Genomic DNA, 17,655 nt, shown 5'->3' on the forward strand with positions numbered 1-17,655 from the left:
ACAAACGGACTGATCAGCAGCCCGAACCAGAATTTTCACGCGGGACATGCCACGCCCGAGCCTCTCTCCCTGTCCGCCGGCTCAGCGGGGAGGCTCGGTCCTACGATTCCGGTGTGGAAGAGCTCCTACACCCCCGAAGCGACAGCGTCCGGCGTTTTCTCCGGCGCTGGTACGGCACATCCGACGAATCCTCGGAACCCACCCTCCTGAAACGAGGGAACATTCCGCCTGAACTGTTCGAATGGCACGAAGCAGCTACTTCGACCGGCACGCTGGTGACATTTCAGGACTATCCAGTGAAACTGGCAGACCTGAGAAGAGCCGCTGACGGGATGATGGTGTTCTGGATCGAAAACCAGCAGGGCTACTACTGGGCCGTGGATCCGAAATCCGCGGACCGCCAGGTCTTCGACCGCACGAACACCTCCGACGCGTGGAGGCCTACCGGCGAGAACCTTGAGCGGTTTCTGCTGCACCGCACCGTCCACGAGGCGCTGCTGGGAACAGAGACCAAGTTCTCCGCCGTGGTGCCGACCGAGGTGCTGGAGTCCGGCGCATTGAGCCGGTTCGCCGCTCTGCCTTTCGCACCCGCAGTCAACGAGTCACCGTCGACCCACTGGCTGTGCAGCGGCGACGCACTGGCCAGGGTGGCCCCGCCGCCGGTCGGCTACGCCTCGCCCGGTAAGGAGAGCTGGATGCTCACCGTCGCCGCCGCTCCCGGCGCCGACCTCCTTAAATACTGCACCGGCCTCGAAATGTACATTCACGCAAGGCCTCGTCGCGACGAACTGCCCGACGACCGGTTGGAGACGCCGCCCTTCTGAACTCCGAGAGCTACGCCGAATGCACGTCTGCCGGTGGAGCGTCCATACACTCCACCGGCAGACCATCACGCCGGATCACTCAGCTTCATCTGCGGTTTCCGACGTAGCGGGTCGTCCTTCCGGCCACGCTGATCCAAAGCTGGGCACCCTCGGGCAGGGCGTCCTCGATGTTGACTCCGCCTTGGTACCAACGCCCGTCGCAGTAACCGCATACGCCATCCGGGTGGTTGATGTACAGGCGGCCCAACTGGATGTTGTTCAACCGCATGTAGGCCGCGGCCTGCATCTCGACGTGGTGGCGGTTCTCATCCGTCATGCCCGGGACGGAGCGCCAGTCGACGATGCTGTCGACCCCGTCAGCCGCGTTGCGGTCTGCGCTGAGGAAGCCGCCGGAATCCGGTCCACTGCCCAGGGGAACCTGGTCGACCTGGACGTCCAGTACACCCGCGGTCACGTGCCCCTGACTCGCAGTCCACGCCTCACATGCCTGTCCACTGGTGTTATGGACGAGGATCGGAGTGGCGGCGGCCACCACGTAGTAGGTGTGTACGTCGCTGATGGTCAGGTTGTTGACGGTGGTGTTCTGGACCGTCCAGCGCTCAATCGCGGTGACCTGGACGTACGTTCCGGCACTCGTCTGGAGCCACTCGCCGGCCCGCAGTCTCGGCAAACCGAACCGCTACACCCACCCCGTCACGGACGGGAGCGACCGTGACTGACACGATGGCCCGCCACGACGACCCTGCCCACATCCCGCCGATCGAGCTGGTGTCGTTCGACTTCCTGCACCTGGACACCGACCCCTGGGGCCGCCCGGTCCTGCCCCAGGCCGAGCGCATCGAGGACGTGCGCGACCGGCTGCGCGACCCCGCCGCCGCCCGCGCCATCCTCGACCTGGACGGCCACCACACCCGCGTCCAGGACGTTGTCCTCGCTACCCCCGGTGCCCGCGAACTCCTCGACAACCTCACCGACTACGCGGCCCTTCCCGCCAGCCCCCGCCGCATCGCCATCGGCTGCGCGGGCGGCAAGCACCGAGCAGGCCGATCCCGCCAGCCGCTGACCGCGTCGAGGGTGAGCCCACCGGAGCCGGTGGCGGTCTACGGGCCTGGTCCGCGGCCCGGAATCGCGGTTGTCGACCAGATCACTCCGTTACGGTCAGGCACTCGGCGAGCAGGTCGACGACGTCGTGCCAGGCTCGCTGTGCGTGCCGTGGGTGGTAGCCGACGCCGGGGACCACGGTGTGGTCGACCGGTGGGTGGTGGAAGGCATGCAAGGCGCCGCCGTAGACCACGAGGCGCCAGTCGACGCCTGCGGCCTGCATCTCGGCGGTGAATGCTTCCCGTTGCGCGGACGGCATGATCGGGTCTTCCGACCCGACCCCGGCCCACACCGGGCAGCGGATGCGCGCCGCCTCGCCCGGTCGGCCCGTGGTCAGCGCGTTGACTGTCCCGATCGCGCGCAGGTTGACGCCGTCGCGCCCGAGTTCCAGCCCGACGGCGCCTCCGGTGCCGTAGCCGACGACGGCGATCCGGTCGGGGTCGGTCCGCGGCGCGGCGCGCAACACGTCGAGCGCCGCATGACCGATGCCCCGCATCCGGTCGGGGTCGGCGAGCAGCGGCATGCAACGGGCCAGCATCTCCGCGGGATCACCCAAATAGCGCCCGCCGTGAAGGTCGAAGGCCAGCGCTACATATCCCAGCTCGGCGAGAGCATCGACCCGGCGGCGCTCGATGTCGCTGAGCCCCATGCCCTCTGGCCCGAGCAGCACCGCGGGCCGGCGATCGACTCCAGCCGGGAGTGCGAGGTGCCTGATCATCGTCAGACCGTCGGCCGGGTACTCGACCGTGCGCGTGGTAATCGTCGTCATGTGACTGGACGGTAGTGATCGTCTAGTCCGGTCGGGCCGCTGTCCTGCCGCTGGCAGAGCAGCGCGGGTGTTCCTCTGAAATGCGGCGATGGCTCATGATCCGCCACAAACCCCGTTCCCGCGGCAGCGGTTTCGGATCACCTGCCCTGGCCACGGAGCTGGACGTGGACCTGCCGGTTCTCCGCCGGGGGCATACCCCGCGCCGGACGAGCAGCCATCGGATGCGCCTGCGGTCGCTACAGGGCGCACGCCCTCCCAAAAGTCGCTGGTCACTGGCTCTGGAGTCACAAGCCAGCAGCGGTGAGGATTCGATACATCTGGGTCGGCCGCAGCGCGGAGTTGGCAGCGGCATCGTCGGCTACCTGGGGGTCTGGGTCAGAGAGCAGATGCTCCAGCAACGCGTCCGTGATGTTGGGGTGACGGGCGACCCCGCGGCGCAGGAAGGACTCGGCAGCAGCGGCGAGTTGCTGGAGGTCTGGCACAGGTAGTTCTGGGTCTTGCAGGGCGAGGTAGCGCACGTTCGGGCTTGGTTCGTCAACGAACGTGCGCAACATGTGACGGGGGAAGTTGGGGTGGTCGACGAGTAGCGGTCGGATGTGGAATACGTCGCCATGTGCGCGTACTAGCCCTTCCAGGACCTCCGGTGGTGTGTCTGGCCGGCGGGCGGCAGCATGACGGACCACGAGTTCCGGGTCGTTGTCCAGCCGACGCCATGCCTCTTCAGGTAGGTCGTGACAGGAGGCCAGTACGCGCCGGAATGTTGTGTACCGGCAGTCCAGGTAGGTCATCCGCTCGTTGAGAGGCGCTTCGCGCAGCCAGTCCGGTTCAGCGAAGTTCCAATTCAGAGCCACCTTGGCCTCGATGCTTCCGTCCGCGCGTTCGGCTTCTACGAGCGCGTACAGTCGGTCCCGGGTTTCGGCGTCCACATGGCGACTCTGCGCCGCCGCGATCCGCACGAGCGGGTCGTCGATGTCCAGTAGCCGGGCAACCATCTCTGCCGATAGATGAGGGTTCCCGGCGACAGCCTGATGGACCTCCTCTTCCTCGCTCCGCATGAGCTGCGCAAACTGCTCCAGCGTGAGCGGGACGTAGCGCGCCACGTTGACGCGCATGGCAGGGTCGGCAAGGCAACGCTCCCTCCACTCACTCGGGACACCCGGTTGCCTGTGTTCGGTGGCGGCTGCACGGACCTGCGGATCCGGGTCGGCGAGTAGTTCCACTTGCAGCGCGAGAGGCCGGTCGTACCAGGCTCGCGCGACCGCGGCGCGCAGGCTCGGACTCATCGCGCTGACGAGTGCCGCCCGAGGCTGGCCGTAGGCTTCCTCCAGGTCATCGATGCCGATCGGCACCTTACGATCCACCATGCTGCGGACAAAGTCTGCGTACGCGTCACGGATCGCCGGATCGGGATGCTCGGCGATCCTGCGGCGCATCGCCGGGGAGATCCGGTCTCCGTGAAGGCGCACCGCGGTGTTGTCGTCGCCGTGCGTCAGCAGAGCCTCGACAACAGCGTCCTCCAGCCGCCCGCGACGCAGCGATATCCCGTGTCGACCGGCCTTGTGTGTGGCCAGGCGTATCAGGACGTCCTGAGGGGCTGTTGGGTTCCGCCCCAACCCGGAAAGCTGGGGGTGATCGAGGCTTGTCATGCGCTCAACCTAGTCGGGCCGCTGCGTGCCAGCCTTCCATCGGTCCTTAGCCTCGCCGTTTCGGTTGGGGTGATGAGGCGTTGCTCTTCGTCTGCTGTCGGGTGGGCGGGGTGATTTCGTTGCTTGGGCATGGCGGAGTCCCGACGCGGAGTCGGGTTCTCCGAGGTCTTTCGGGTCGTGGGTGGTCAGGGGTTCGCTGATCAGCCGGCGGGACGGGGCAGTGCGGCGAGGCGGTGGAAAGCCGTGGCCAGTTCGTGTTTCCAGGGCCAGGTCGCCGATATCCGCAAGCGCAGACGCCGACCGCCGCGGATGAGGCGGGCGGCGACGTGCAGCAATCGGTAGCGGAGCTTCTTCGGCTCGGCGGTGGCCAATTCCCCGTCCAGCAGCAGGACGCGCATCCAGGCCAGCAGGTCGATCGCCGTGAGGCTGAGTTCGAGCCAGACGGCATTGACACCGAAGTCGCGGGAAGGGAAGCGGCCGAATCCAGTGGTCTTGCCGCACCGGATACGGTCCTCGACAGTGGCATGCCCGCGGTGGCGGACTTCGAGGAACTGGGCGGAACCGCCGTCGGAGTAGGGGGTGTCGGTGAGGAACACCTGATGACGCAGGCCCTCGTCCTTGTCGAACAGGGACAGTTGGGCTCCAGGGTGCGGCCGCTCGCGGCGCACGATGATGCGGGTGCCGGCCGGGTAGCCGTCCAGATCGACCATGCCGGTCAGTTCGGCGACCTCGGCGCCATCACGCAGTGTCCCGTTCTGGTCCAGAGCGGGATGCCAGAGACGGTCGGGCATGGCCCGGACAGCGCGGCGGACCGGTTCGGTGATGGCGTATCCGACCGAGAAGAAGGTACGGATTCCTCGTTTCCGCATGTCACGGAGGTGAGCGAGGAAGGCTTTCGAGGATCCGGCGCTGTCGGTGCGGACCAGGATGTCCGTGCCGTGCCGGTGGGCGTCGGGGATCTGTGCGAGTGCCTGGTCGAACACCACGATGTGATCGGCGGCGGTGTTGGCGCCGGCGTTCCCGGGCCGCAGCCGCCCGGACAGCGCCTCGCCGGTGTTGGCCAGGAAGCACATCAGCGGGTGGAACCCGAAACCGCCCTTGTAGGTGGGCTCGGCCTGCTGTTTCTCGGAGTGGCAGGCCACCAGCGTGGCGTCGAGGTCCAGGACCAGGCCGGGCAGAGTGCGTCCCGCTATGCGGACTGCGGGTATGCCCTCACCGGTCTCGGCGGCCTGCAGCCAGGCGACCTCCCGAGCCGAAGCGCGGGCAGAGCGCACTGAAGCCAGTGCCCGCTCGTCAACGTCGGCGAGCAGCCGCCAGGCCGTCGGTGTCGAGGCGACCGAGCCGAACACTTGGGCCTGGTCCCGCAGTACGGCCAGGTCCGCAATGGCCTCGCCGCCGTCGGCGAGCATCACTGCCAGGTCGGTGGCGATCCGTCCCGGATCATGACCCGTCCCGCGAGGCCGCAGCGGCCTGAGAGCGGCGGAGTACCCGGCGGTCAACCCCGTGACATCGGCAAGATCCGCCAGTAACCGTGCCCCGGCATGACCGACCACCCCCGAACCATCGGCACTGACATAGACCTTGGGACGCAACCCGATACCCTGCACGTAGAAAGTGCCCTCCGCCTGGACCGACAGAACCCCTCAGCAAGGTTCATCGTCCCAGGTCAGGAAGGCACTTTCGCGTTTCCGTCTCGACAGCCGCCAAACCCAAGCGAAACGGCGAGGCTAACTGGCCCCGTCCGGGCGCCGACGGGGCCGTTCGCCCATCCAGGCCCCAGACCGCGATCACCGAAACGCTCGGCCCACGCGGGCACACACACCACCCCTCTGAACTGACTCGCCGTTCAGCAACGTCCAGCCGCGATCCAGCCAGCATGCGGAGAACGACGGATGACGACAGGTGACGGATCGTCAGATCATCCGGCCAAAATCCAGCCACGGGCAGCGAACGGGGCCCACCCGAATCCACGTCGGCCCCGCCCGACCTGGCGTTTTGCTAATTCGCCAGATCTACGGTAATGCATGGCCCATGCATTGAACCGGAATACATGAAGGCAGATCCTGACCTGCGGCGGGGCGTCCATGGCGCTTCTGAACAGGCACTTTGCTGTTGGCAAGCGATGGCATACGCCGGCCGCTTTCGACCGTCCTGCGGACTGTCTGCGGACTGGTGGCGAGCAGTCGGGCCGCCCCGAGCAGAAGGCGATGCCGCCTGAGCTCTCCGGCAGCAAGGAAGCGCTCGCGCGGCCATCCGACTCTGGACGCGTCCCTGTCGGCTCGGCCGGTCCCCCATCGGGGTCCGAACGCCAATCCATTGGATTAAAAGTCTCGGCCAAGGATTGCCGGGTGGTTCCGGACGCTGCCTCGGCGTCCGGAACTGCCTGGTCAGAGTATGTGCGTCGTGATGCGCGGTGCGGCTCGTGACGGCTCATGCCGCACCATCCGCTCACGCATGTAGCCCGCGTCATTGAGGACGAAGGTGCGAGGCCAGGCTGGGGCAGTGGGCGCCTGGCCGGCGCTCTGATAGCCATCGGCCAGGCCGGGGCACTCCGCCTTCGCCGGTAGCGCGGCCATTGCGCGTCTCGGGTTCGAATCCCGAAAGCGGCTCCGTCAAGGGCCAGATCACATAGCCCGTGACCTGGCCTTTTGTGTTGCTCGGGCCTGACACCTACGCATTACGAGGGCCTGCAAGATCGTGACGGGTGGTGCCGGGGCGTACCTCCGCGTCGTGTTTCTCCAGGTCAACAAGCTTTGATGGCTGCCTCAATGCCACCGAGTCCAACTGATGCCATAGGGTCCGCTCACGCGACGCTCACGCACAAAACTGGGATGACCAGGAAATAGTCGGCGGTGCCACTACTGCGCCTGGAGTTGCTCCCAGTTAATCGCCAAGATATCGAGCAGAGACCTGCGGTCCAGAGCCGGATGCAAGCTGTAAAGAACCTGAGCTAGGCGCAGCGCCACCTCTACCGACTCACCCGGCTGGAGCGCAAGCCGCTCCATGACGTCTGCAGCTGTGATGGGCAACAGACGGCCAGTCTCGGCAATGAGCGTCTGCTCCATATGACGGGTGGTCACCTCCTCGATGTCGGCGGTTGCCGGGACCAGAGACAGGGCTTCGGCCCAGCGTTTGCTGTATCGGTCCCGCACCTGGTGCAGGTTGAGGCCGTCACAGCCCAGATCACCAGCCGCTCTCTGCAAAGAGCCCAGATAGTCGACCACAACGTCCGTGCGGCTGAGTCGGTCCTTCCACAGATTGGACAAGGACTTGCTGTCAGGATGCTGCTCGATGGCTCGAGCAACTTCGATTGCCATCATCAGGTAGCGAAGGGCCGACCCAAGCAAGACCTCCAAACACTGTTGCCATTGTCCATCACCTGGAACCCGCGATCCACAGGCATCCCTGAACCAGTCGTAGCAGGTGTCACGGGTCTCTCGGTCGCGAGTAGTTGCGGGATCCAAGTTATGCGCGAAGAACGTGCGAAGCCGTCCGAGTACATGCTTGAATTTCTCAGCCTCGGCAGGGTCTATATTCACCCTCCTGGCCTGAGCCAGGAGGTATTTCATGCTCGTCCTCCATGCCTCGTCCAACCAAGAACTGAGCCAGATAGTCGTGGTGACAAAGCCATGTTGAGGGCTAGACAGGACCGGGCGCGGTGCCGTGACCGTGTCGCCAGCCGGACAGGACGTCAGGGCATCACACAACATCTCCAACTCGGTTTTACGGCCGTCGAGTTCAGCAAGAATAGTGAGCGGTCCATGTGCCGCGACTGTCTGATTGCCGATGCTCATCAGTCCTCCACCGATCCCGCCTCGTCTGACGGCAGGGGGACATCGTTACGGGAGATGATATTGGGGCCTCGCCTGTCACCTGGTTGGCGTGCCGGTTCAAGCAGGGGCCCTCGAAGGTTGAAAGTCACATAGGCATCAGGCAGGGCCAGCCCCTGAGACGGATCAGTGACACCGAAGTCATAAGGCTGGAAGGCTACTTCACGAGCCAACTCCTCAACCCAGCAAAGCCCCTTGCGCTGGTCCAGATCCACACGACGGACCACGGGGTGAAATCTCTGCGGGCTACCCGAAGAGTTACTGGCCACGTACATGGCAACAACACGCCGACGATACGAGTACGACTGCTGTTCAGCCTTGCGGAAGGCAGCGAACGCCGCAGCTACCTGGTCCAGGTGGAATAGCGCGAGGGCGCGCATGAACTCAACGCGCAGCAACGACAGTTCATCTGCAGCTTGGAGCCTGCCGGCCAGATCGAGGCATTCAGTCCAGTCTGCATGAGTGAGCGGCAGGGTGAGTCGCTCCCCCTCCATAAACCGGTGACCGGTCTTGGCTAGCCAGAAAAGGTCCACAAGCAGTCGGAGGCAGCGAGGGTCGTTCACGGCCGCGCTATGCGCCTGCAGGTGCTTTAGTGCAGCCACGATACCGGAGGGCTCAGGCGCGTTCCGAATGAGGCCGCTCACTCGGAGCGCGTACAAATAGGCAGCAAGGGGCTCGTCATGCTTTGCCAACTCCTGCAGCCGCTCGTCAGCGACCCTGTCGTCACGTGCGATACCTGCTATATCCGCGAAGCGCGCATTATACTTTGCTTCTTGTTTCGGGCTGAGGTCGGCAACATCTATAAGCAGCAGCCGCGAAATACATTCGGCGAGCAATCTAGTTGCTTCATTCGACCTTAGGGCTTTCTTATCGAACACATCGATGGTGACCCAGCACAGGACATCCATCGGGTAATATTTATCAGTCGACACCCGCATCGAATCTGCCGTGATTCGGAGAACGCGGCTTACAAGCTCGCTAACCCTATCGAAGGGCAGTGGCGACGGAACAGACCCTTCGGGACCACTACGCAGCAGTTCGTAAATTTTCGCGCCGGCAACACTGGCCTGCTCCACCATCAGATTGGCGCGTACACCAGTGCGTGACGAGGGTGGGAGGGTTGTCAGAGCCTCGTCGACAACACCCTCGGCTCGCTCCAGGATCTGAACCCGTTGCTCTGCATTGGGAAGTCGCTTACGCTGAGCAAATTTGACCCACTCTCGGCAGAGGTTCGTTTCCAACAGCGCCAGTCGCGGATTAAATACGACACTGGCTCCGTTAGCATGTGCGATTGCATCTGCCATGCGGAGGAAATGCCGAGCGTAGCGTTCCTCCTGTTCCCCCTGTGGTCCGATACGATTCAGCAAGTCCACCGCGAATTGAACCTCAGCGCCGCCAAATGACGTGCTGTCAGGACGAATTTCCGAGAGAACCTCCGCAATCGCCTTAATCTCAGACTCATCACTGATCTGCTCTTCGGCGACCAGGATTTGCGCTTCAAGTTCGTTTCGAGCCGACAGCATGTAATTGCCGTCGGCGCCCTCGATCCATCGAATAAGATCGACCTTCCCCAGGAGTTGCGGGAGGTTACGTACACCTTCGCGTCCGACGACACGGAGGGCGAGTTCTAGCGGGATGGACTGTCCATGCCGTGAGGCTACGAGCACAATATTGACTAGACGCTCGTAAGGACCCCGGTAAACCGACGCTTCAGACGTCTCCCCAATTTCACGCAATGCAATTTCTAGATTATCGACAAGGCCAGCCTTGGCCAGAGCTGCTGCCATCGCAGTTGGCGGCTTATAGTCGGGTGACTTACGGACGGCAGAGATCAGGGTCGACTCTGTGTGCCTGAGTTCGAGCACCAGGCCACCACTGACAGGACCCCGACTTTCCGGAAGAAGTCGATAAAGAGCGGACAGGAAGGTACTGTCCTTTTGAATCAGTTTTTTATCTCGGCCGGGAATGGTGATCCCCAGGGATTCAAGATAGAGTGAAAACCTCCGCATCTCGCTGCCGGTCAATGATGCGGGAGCCTCGATGATTTGCCGGGTCTTTTTAAGGTCACTAGTCCGATAGCAGCTGCCAACCAGTACGGCCCTGCGCCCTCGGGAGTCTAGGTACTTAGCCAATTTGAAGTATTCATCAGGGTCGACCATTCCATCCCAGACCAGCAGGGTTCCCGGGATAGAGACCTTCTCGACCCATTCGCAGAAAGAGTCGATCGCTTCAAATGAGGGACGATTTGCCCGTCGCGCGATATGAAGAACTGCATGCTGCCCCTGGCGAGCGATAGAGTGCGCTAGAGAGGCTAGAGCGATTGTCTTTCCACTTCCTGTCTGCCCCCAAAGCAGGAGAGGACGCTCCAAAAGCCCTCTGCTCGACAGCGCTGCCTCAACTCGGTTACGCAGGACCGTCTCAAACTCCCTCTGGAATTGGAGACCACTGCCGATTGCTGACCAGATATTCGATGATTCGGTTGCCCCGAGGAATTCTCTGAACCGAAGGTAGCGCAGCTCTTGTGATTGGGCCGGTGGGGCCGTTAGGAGGTTCACATCGATCGGCTGACCAAACGATGCCACGGCGTTCCAAATGTCCCTGGGGACCGTGTGCAGCTCCCTGCCATGGCGGATCTGGTGGCCGTCGGATTCGAAGCGTTGAAGGTCAGTCAACCGTCCACGGCGTCTTGCCCCCTCGATATAACTCGCGAAGTCTTCAGCGTGCGTGACGAGCGTTCCCTCCTCCACCGCTGCCGCGATGTACTCGTCTTCGAGCTCCGCAGAAGTCGCCGAGAATAGATGCGCCTGCCCGCGGCCCAGGCGGTGCAAAACTCCGTATAGATCTTCGGAACTGAACCAGTCATTGACGCCCCAGGCTTCGATTACCAGTACACCACGCGGAGTGATCAGCTCGTCGGGGAGGCGCTGAGCGAGAGCGCGTGCCTCCGATTTGCGTGCACCAAGTTCAAGACGGTTGGTCGGAGGTTGGTTCTCGGGGGGCTGGTCGGCACCTCCAAAGAGCAGTACGGCTTGGACCTGACGAGTACTCCTGGGGGCAGAGGGCCGATAGGAGGACGAGGCAACGGGTTGAACCTGGCGCCATTCGCTTCGCAGGGCGCGCAGAAACAGTGAGTCAACCGCTGTACTGAACACCCCGTTCCACGGCAGACTGACAACTACGCGGAGCCATGCTGGTGCATCGAGTTCGGCGGCAGACTTGGAGAGGGCAGCAATGGCGGCCTCTCTCCGTTCACGGGGGATGCGCAGCAGAAGCTGATACGAGTCGATGGGATCGGCGGTCACGCCCCCGGCTCGCGAGACGGGCCCGACCAGTGGGTCCTCGCCGCTCTCCAAGCGTAGGTACTTCTGTCCGAGGAGAAGAAAGCCTGGCCCCTGCTCGAGGCGGTTAATCAGATCCTCGTAGTGGGCGGTCATGTCTCTCCTCACGAGTGATACGAAGCCTAGCCAGCATAAGGATATTTGGATGGACTCGGTTGCGATTCGACAGATCCGCAAGTTGCCAGGATGGTCGGCAGTCGATGCCTCCGACTGCGGTAGGACTTCGGCCAGAGGTTCCAAGCCGACGACGACACCAATGCTCCTCTCAGAGTTGGCGTCTACGTCCAGCCGTCCAACGACACCTGAGGTCCGTCGGCAAGGTAGCGGTGGAGGGCGCTGGCTGTGGTGTCCACGAAGTTCTCGGGAATGGCGTCGGCATCGGCCCACCGGACCTGGGCGTGCTTGCGAGGTTCCCGGTTTTCGGGTTCGCCAGTCCACTCATGCGCGGCAAAGACGACGGTGAGGAAGCCGTTGGGGGCTTCGACGCCCCAGGCGCCGTGGATGATGTGGGCGACCCTCAGGGACTCCGGCTTCACGGTCAGACCGGTCTCCTCGTATAGCTCGCGTACCGCGGTTTCGGTGATGGGTTCGCCGGGTTCGCTCTTGCCGACGGGGAGGTCCCACATGCCCTGGGCGAACTTGGCGTCCTGGCTGCGCTGGAGGAGGACGACGCGGTTGGTGGCCTGGTCGTGGACGATGACGGCTGCGACCAGCAGGGTCATGGATTCGAGCGCGGGTTTGAGGGCCTTGGGCTGATAGTCGGTTGTCCGCTGAGCCACGGTTGTGTCCCTTCGTCGGCCGGTTGGTGGGCAGCTTAGGCCAGTGTTTCGCGTGCGCGGCGGGCGAGTTCGGCGGCTCCGGGCACTTTGCGGCGCTGGTAGACGGAGAGGGTGGAGCGGAGCCATGTGATCGCCTTGCGGGTGCGGTCGGAGGTCATGCCCTCCATGAGGGTCAGGGCCTGGGACCAGGCAGCGACGGCCTCGCCCCAACGGCAAGTGGCGCGCCCGATACCGGGACCTCGACGGCAAGGAGCACGCCCGCCACTTCGACCGCAAGATCGACGCCCAGCGCTGGCTCGACGAGGTCACGGCCAGCATGGTCACCGGCCAGTACGTGGACCCGCGATCGGCCAAGAAGCCCTTCAAGGACTACGCGGAGGAATGGCGGGCTCGCCAGCCGCACCGCCCCTCAACGGCCAAAGCCGTTGCCCAGCATCTGCGTTGCTACGTGTATCCGACATGGGAGAAGCGGGCGCTGGGCGCGATCAAGCCGGGCGACGTCCAGGGCTGGGTGACCGGGCTGACGACGACCCACGGCCTGGCGGCCAGCACCGCGCGAACCGTGTTCAACACGGTCAACGCGGTTTTCCGCGCGGCGGTCCGGGACCGCATGGTCCCCGAAAACCCCTGCTCGGACGCGAAGTTGTCACCGGTGCCACGCAAGCGCGTCGTGCCGCTGTCGGTCGACTATGTCCGCGAGTTGGCAGCGGCGATCTCTCCTCGCTACCGGGGCCTCGTCCTGCTGGGCGCCGCTACCGGCCTCCGCCCTGGCGAGCTCTTCGGCCTTCAACTCCGGCACGTCGACCTGCTGCACGCGGCGGTCACCGTGGAGCAGCAGATCCAGCAGGCGGCCAAGCACGGCGTCTACGTCGGGCCACCGAAAACCGCACGGTCGTATCGCACCGTGCCCCTGCCGAAGATGGCCGTCCGGGCTCTCAAGACGCATCTACAGGGCTTTCCCGTCAGCGAGCCCGGGGGCTGGCTGTTCACCGCTCCTGAGGGCGGCCCGGTTGTCTACGCCCACTTCATGGACGGTGCATGGCGGCCCGCCTGCCAGAAGGCCGGCATACCGAAGGGCACTGGTCCCCATGCCCTCCGGCACCACTACGCCAGTCTGCTGATCAAGAACGGCGAGTCGGTGCAGACCATCTCCGAGCAGCTCGGTCATACCAATGCCGCGATGACGCTGAACATCTACACCCACCTCTGGCCCGACTCCGAGGAGCGGACCCGCGCCGCCGTGGACCGCGCCTACGGAGCCGACAACGACGCGGACCAGGGTGATATCCCGACCGCCGAAGCAGCGCAACGACGCCGGTCGCGTTGGCCGGAGTTGGCAGTCCTGCGGACTCCCTGCGGATCGCTAGGCCGCCCAACCCACTCCGCCGCAGGTCAGACGGCCTTCTGGTGATCGCTTAGACGTTGAACCGGAACTCCACCACGTTCCGCCCTGCATCACGTAGCGCTACCCGATCTTCCATCCATGCCTCGCCCTTGACGCAGTCCTCGGCCGCCGACCTGGCCGCCACCAAGCCCTTGGCCGCCAAAGGACGGCAAACCTGTCGTGCGATATCTCTATAGGGGACATGCAAGCACAAACCGGTTCTCAGGCACCGGTGCCCAACTACACATACCCCCAGTCCCCATCCGAGCAGCACCCGGGTCCGGGCACCCCGGGGCAGGCCCGGGTGGCCCTCCCCGAGGAGCCACCCGAGGTGACCGAGTCCGTCGCTGCCACCCTCCTGCAGCTCCTTCGCATCCTGATCGCGGATTCGAGCCAGCAGCACCCCGAGCCCGGCAACGACTGACCGAGAGACGCGGGCGACCGCTGGCTCTTCTCCCCCATTCGAGGTACGACAGAACGCCACACAACACCCGCAGCGCGCACCACCCCGCGCGCCCGCACTGGGAGTCTCAGCGCACGTGATCCGTTTCGCCTTCGCCGGCCGCTGCTCCACCGAGGACCTCCAAGACCCCGAGGCCTCCAGAAACTGGCAGCTCACCCGCGCCCGAGCCCTGATCGAACCCGCCGGGGGCCAGATCGTCACCGAGTACTTCGACATCGGCCACAGCCGCTCCCTGCCCTGGCAGCGCCGCCCCCGCGCCAACGAACTCCTCCAAGCCCTCCGCAACCCCAACCGCGGATTCGACGCCGTCGTGATCGGCGAGCCACAGCGCACCTTCTACGGCAACCAGTTCGGCAACACCTTCCCCGTCTTCGTCCACTTCCGCATCCCCCTGTGGGTCCCGGAGATCGGCGGCCCCATCGACCCCGACAACGAGGCCCACGACCTCGTCATGTCCGTCTTCGGCGGCATGAGCAAGGGCGAACGCAACCGCATCAAGATCCGGGTCCGGACCGCCATGAGCTCCCAGGCCCAGCTCCAAGGCCGCTACCTCGGCGGACGCCCCCCGTACGGGTACCTGATCGGCGACGCGGGGCCGCACCCGAACCCGGCCAAAGCCGCGGCAGGACAGCGGATCCACCGCCTGGAACCCGACCCCACCGCAGCCCCCACCGTGGCCCGGATCTTCCAGATGTACATCGACGGCATGAGCGACAAAGCCATCGCCGCCCAGCTCACCCGAGAAGGCATCCCCTGCCCCTCCGCCCATGACGCGCCCCGCAACCCCCACCGCAAGAAGACCGCATGGCAGGCCGGAGCCGTCAGAGCGATCCTCACCAACCCCCGCTACACCGGCTACGAGATCTGGAACAAACAGCGCAAGGAGGAGCACCTCTACGACATCGACGACGTCACCCTCGGCCACCGCACCCGCATGACACACAACCCGGCCGAACAGTGGGTCTGGTCCAATGACACCGCTCACGAAGCCATCGTCACCACCCAGCTCTTCGACACCGTCAAGAAGATCCGCCAGCAGCGCGCCCGCATGCCACAGCGCCTCGAACGCCCCGGCCGACAACAGCAGGGGCAACGAGCGTACGCACTGCGCGGACGCGTGCGATGTGCAACGTGCGGACGCAAGATGCAGCCCGCGACAATCCGCACCACCGTCTACTACCGCTGCGAGTTCAAGGAACAGGAGCAGTCCCTCCACCCCGGCCTGGATCACCCCCGGACCGTCTACCTCCGGGAGGACGTGGTGTGCCGGGCTCTGGACCTGTGGATCGCGAAAGCCTTCGCCCCCGACCGGCTCACCGCCACCCTCACCGCACTCGCCCAAGCCAGCGCGGCAGCGCACGCTGCCGAGGCGCTCACGCCGGAGTAGGCTCAGGCCCGCAAGACGGTGAAAGAGTGCGAGCGGCGTCTCGCCCGCTACCAGGCCGCCCTCGAAGCCGGCGCCGACCCCGCCGTCGTCACTCAATGGATCAACGAGGCGCAGGCGGACAAGGAGGCAGCACGCAAGAAGCTCGACACGCCACCTGCCGCCACTCGAAAGAAGGAAACCCCCCTCAGCGCCGACCAGATCCGGGAGATCACTGAGAGACTCGGAGACATCGCACAACGCGTGCAGACCGTCGACGCAGAGAAGAAGAACCCACTCTACGAAGCCCTCGGGATCACGATCAGTTACGAACACGCAGGTAGGGCCGCGACCGTTAGGTCGAGACCCTCACGCGTATCGCTATAGCGAGTGTCCGAGGGGCGAGTTGACCGCTGACGATACGTTTGTGGTAGCGCAAGCGGGGCTGCGCTTTGGGAGCCAATCGTGAACCTCGCCCGACATTCTGTGTCAGAGTCACGGCTGCGCCACCAGCACGACACTGCTCACCTCGTGTACACCCTTGGGGGGTTACCCATGCGGCAGACCGTCGACGCCAGATTCGCCTGGGTAACGGCTGGGAGATCGCGCCCGGCATGCACGCCGGGTTTTCCAACGGCTCGCACTTCTTGTAACGGTTCAGGTACCGCCCCTCAGCCCGCTGCTGCTGCACCGCCTGGATGAAAGGTCATTTCACAACGGGCGAGGGTACCGCGCGTAGCGCGGCACACTCTTGGCTCGGGCGGGTCAGAGTTGCCCGCTATCTCAATACGAGTTACTTCTGACTTTTGTTATTTGCTCCTGTGGCAGCCAAGTTGGGCGTCGATCTGGGCGGCGGTTCTGGCACCGCTGCGAGTCCAGTACTGCCCGGGCTTCAGCTTCGCCGCGGACACCGTGCGCGGTGTGAAGACCCCGTCCAGCCCTCCACCGGACGGGTCCAGGTACCCCAACACCAGATCGCGGGGTATCGCGGACTGGGCCGGTTGTGGGGCATGACGCTCAAATCCATCGCCGGACCAGAGCGTTACAGCCCCGTTCCTGGCCGACGGTGTCGTGGGGTTGGAGGCCCACCACAGCACGTGCGGGTGCGCGGTCTTGTCGTCGTGGAAGTCCGTGACCTCCACACGACGGATCACGTCGGTGGGGCAGACGGGAAACTTGACGACGATCGCCTTTCCTTCGACGCGGGCGCCGAGCGCCGGGGGTACCGGGTCGGACATGCTGTAGACGCCGTACACCCAGGTACCGACTGCAGCAAGGATCGCCAGGACGACCACAGACCCCACCAGCACGAAGGGCCACAGAGGTCGTTCCCGGGACTGGGTCAATGGATGCACTGGAGGTAGTTCCCGTCCCTGTAATTGGCGCGGCGCTCCCACTTGTTGTGGCACGAGTTGACTCCCGCTCTGAGGTACATGTAGCCGAAGGTCATCCGCAAGGACGTCGACGGGGCGGTGACCACCTTCACGTACACAACGACTGGGAGGCTCCTTCCGACCCTCAGGGGCTGACCTGGAACTACGACTACGACGCCCCGTACCAGGCGGAGCGCCTCGTTGTGCTCGTACTGCGAGGCGAGCGCCACCTACGCCACGCCCTTCGCCAGTTCGAGATACACCACAACGCCCACCGGCCCCATCAAGCGATGAACCAGGCCGCACCACTTCGCGCGGTCCCCGAACCAATCACCGATCCCGGCCGCATCTCCCGTCTGGACATACATCGCCGAGACCAGCTCGCCGGAGTGATCCACGAGTACCGGCACGCCGCCTGACCTGGGCGGACGAAATATTCGGCAGCCGCAATGATGTCCCTTACCCCATAGCGTGACAAGGGCAACGTGACGGATGACACTATTGACCGCCACCCAAGATCCACACATGATTCCCACAGCTTTCGGTAAGGAAAAGTTAAGAGAATGGTGGGGGGCGTTCGTGCGAGAACGGTGGCGAGGCTGGCGTCACGCGATACGAGTGGGGACCGTAGTCATCACTCTCCTGGGAGGCACGGTTCCGGTACTCGGAGCCGAGGCGGCTCCGTCACTCGCTGGTGAAGGTAGCTTCTCGGCAGCGACTGACAGGACCGCCGAGTCGCAGGCGAGTGCGCTCGCGGCGAAGACCGGCGAGCGGGTCGCGGTGGA

14 protein-coding genes, 1 tRNA gene and 2 pseudogenes are annotated in these 17,655 nt (G+C 64.6%); 6 read left to right on the forward strand and 11 right to left on the reverse strand.

What is annotated here, in order from left to right; all coding sequences use genetic code 11:
* The first annotated feature begins 113 nt into the window (after positions 1-113).
* On the forward strand, positions 114-824 hold the full coding sequence (locus tag ACIRR9_RS50950; RefSeq protein WP_403767346.1) for a hypothetical protein: 711 nt from the start codon (positions 114-116) through the stop codon (positions 822-824).
* Between the two features lie 85 nt (positions 825-909).
* Here ACIRR9_RS50950 and ACIRR9_RS50955 read toward each other — a convergent pair whose 3' ends face one another.
* The gene (locus ACIRR9_RS50955) at positions 910-1,494 is read right to left on the reverse strand and encodes a DddA-like double-stranded DNA deaminase toxin (protein ID WP_403767349.1); all 585 of its coding nucleotides are present in this window, start codon (positions 1,492-1,494) and stop codon (positions 910-912) included.
* A 53-nt stretch (positions 1,495-1,547) separates the two neighbouring features.
* Between ACIRR9_RS50955 and ACIRR9_RS50960 the strand changes: the two are divergent.
* Positions 1,548-1,805 (forward strand): annotated as a pseudogene (locus tag ACIRR9_RS50960) (hypothetical protein); the annotation flags it as partial.
* A gap of 163 nt (positions 1,806-1,968) precedes the next feature.
* Here ACIRR9_RS50960 and ACIRR9_RS50965 read toward each other — a convergent pair.
* The 3 genes from ACIRR9_RS50965 to ACIRR9_RS50975 form a co-directional block, all read right to left on the reverse strand.
* A complete protein-coding gene (locus tag ACIRR9_RS50965; RefSeq protein WP_403767353.1) occupies positions 1,969-2,694 on the reverse strand; it encodes a dienelactone hydrolase family protein in 726 nt (241 codons plus the stop codon).
* 284 nt (positions 2,695-2,978) lie between these two features.
* On the reverse strand, positions 2,979-4,340 hold the full coding sequence (locus tag ACIRR9_RS50970; protein ID WP_403767356.1) for a hypothetical protein: 1,362 nt from the start codon (positions 4,338-4,340) through the stop codon (positions 2,979-2,981).
* Between the two features lie 200 nt (positions 4,341-4,540).
* Positions 4,541-5,977, reverse strand: a complete 1,437-nt coding sequence (locus ACIRR9_RS50975; RefSeq protein WP_403767411.1) for an IS1380 family transposase — start codon at positions 5,975-5,977, stop codon at positions 4,541-4,543.
* Positions 5,978-6,856: 879 nt separating this feature from the next.
* Between ACIRR9_RS50975 and ACIRR9_RS50980 the strand changes: the two genes are divergently transcribed.
* Positions 6,857-6,949 (forward strand) — tRNA-OTHER (locus tag ACIRR9_RS50980).
* A 249-nt stretch (positions 6,950-7,198) separates the two neighbouring features.
* On the opposite strand, the gene ACIRR9_RS50985 is transcribed toward ACIRR9_RS50980, so the two are convergent.
* The 4 genes and pseudogenes from ACIRR9_RS50985 to ACIRR9_RS51000 form a co-directional block, all read right to left on the reverse strand.
* The gene (locus tag ACIRR9_RS50985; RefSeq protein WP_403767359.1) at positions 7,199-8,134 is read right to left on the reverse strand and encodes a hypothetical protein; all 936 of its coding nucleotides are present in this window, start codon (positions 8,132-8,134) and stop codon (positions 7,199-7,201) included.
* The gene (locus ACIRR9_RS50990) at positions 8,134-11,604 is read right to left on the reverse strand and encodes a hypothetical protein (RefSeq protein WP_403767362.1); all 3,471 of its coding nucleotides are present in this window, start codon (positions 11,602-11,604) and stop codon (positions 8,134-8,136) included. The genes ACIRR9_RS50985 and ACIRR9_RS50990 overlap by 1 nt, the downstream gene beginning before the upstream one ends.
* Before the next feature lie 182 nt (positions 11,605-11,786).
* Positions 11,787-12,287, reverse strand: coding sequence for an NUDIX domain-containing protein (locus tag ACIRR9_RS50995; RefSeq protein ID WP_403767365.1), 501 nt, complete (start codon positions 12,285-12,287; stop codon positions 11,787-11,789).
* A 35-nt stretch (positions 12,288-12,322) separates the two neighbouring features.
* Positions 12,323-12,508, reverse strand: a pseudogene (locus ACIRR9_RS51000) (tetratricopeptide repeat protein); the annotation flags it as partial.
* 95 nt (positions 12,509-12,603) lie between these two features.
* Between ACIRR9_RS51000 and ACIRR9_RS51005 the strand changes: the two are divergent.
* From ACIRR9_RS51005 to ACIRR9_RS51015, 3 genes are all read left to right on the forward strand, one after another.
* Positions 12,604-13,698, forward strand: a complete 1,095-nt coding sequence (locus ACIRR9_RS51005; protein WP_403767367.1) for a tyrosine-type recombinase/integrase — start codon at positions 12,604-12,606, stop codon at positions 13,696-13,698.
* Positions 13,699-14,210: 512 nt separating this feature from the next.
* Entirely contained in the window at positions 14,211-15,521 is a 1,311-nt protein-coding gene (locus tag ACIRR9_RS51010; protein ID WP_403767370.1) for a recombinase family protein, read from the forward strand.
* Positions 15,522-15,539: 18 nt separating this feature from the next.
* Positions 15,540-15,884, forward strand: coding sequence for a hypothetical protein (locus tag ACIRR9_RS51015; RefSeq protein WP_403767373.1), 345 nt, complete (start codon positions 15,540-15,542; stop codon positions 15,882-15,884).
* A 422-nt stretch (positions 15,885-16,306) separates the two neighbouring features.
* Here ACIRR9_RS51015 and ACIRR9_RS51020 read toward each other — a convergent pair whose 3' ends face one another.
* The 3 genes from ACIRR9_RS51020 to ACIRR9_RS51030 form a co-directional block, all read right to left on the reverse strand.
* Entirely contained in the window at positions 16,307-16,843 is a 537-nt protein-coding gene (locus ACIRR9_RS51020; RefSeq protein ID WP_403767376.1) for a hypothetical protein, read from the reverse strand.
* Entirely contained in the window at positions 16,840-16,989 is a 150-nt protein-coding gene (locus tag ACIRR9_RS51025) for a hypothetical protein (RefSeq protein ID WP_403767378.1), read from the reverse strand. The genes ACIRR9_RS51020 and ACIRR9_RS51025 overlap by 4 nt, the downstream gene beginning before the upstream one ends.
* A gap of 111 nt (positions 16,990-17,100) precedes the next feature.
* Entirely contained in the window at positions 17,101-17,280 is a 180-nt protein-coding gene (locus ACIRR9_RS51030; RefSeq protein ID WP_403767381.1) for a hypothetical protein, read from the reverse strand.
* Between the last annotated feature and the right edge of the window lie 375 nt (positions 17,281-17,655).

Origin of the sequence: Streptomyces sp. NPDC101234 (assembly GCF_044767525.1) — a bacterium.
In the GTDB taxonomy this organism is placed as follows: Bacteria; Actinomycetota; Actinomycetes; order Streptomycetales; family Streptomycetaceae; genus Streptomyces; species Streptomyces sasae.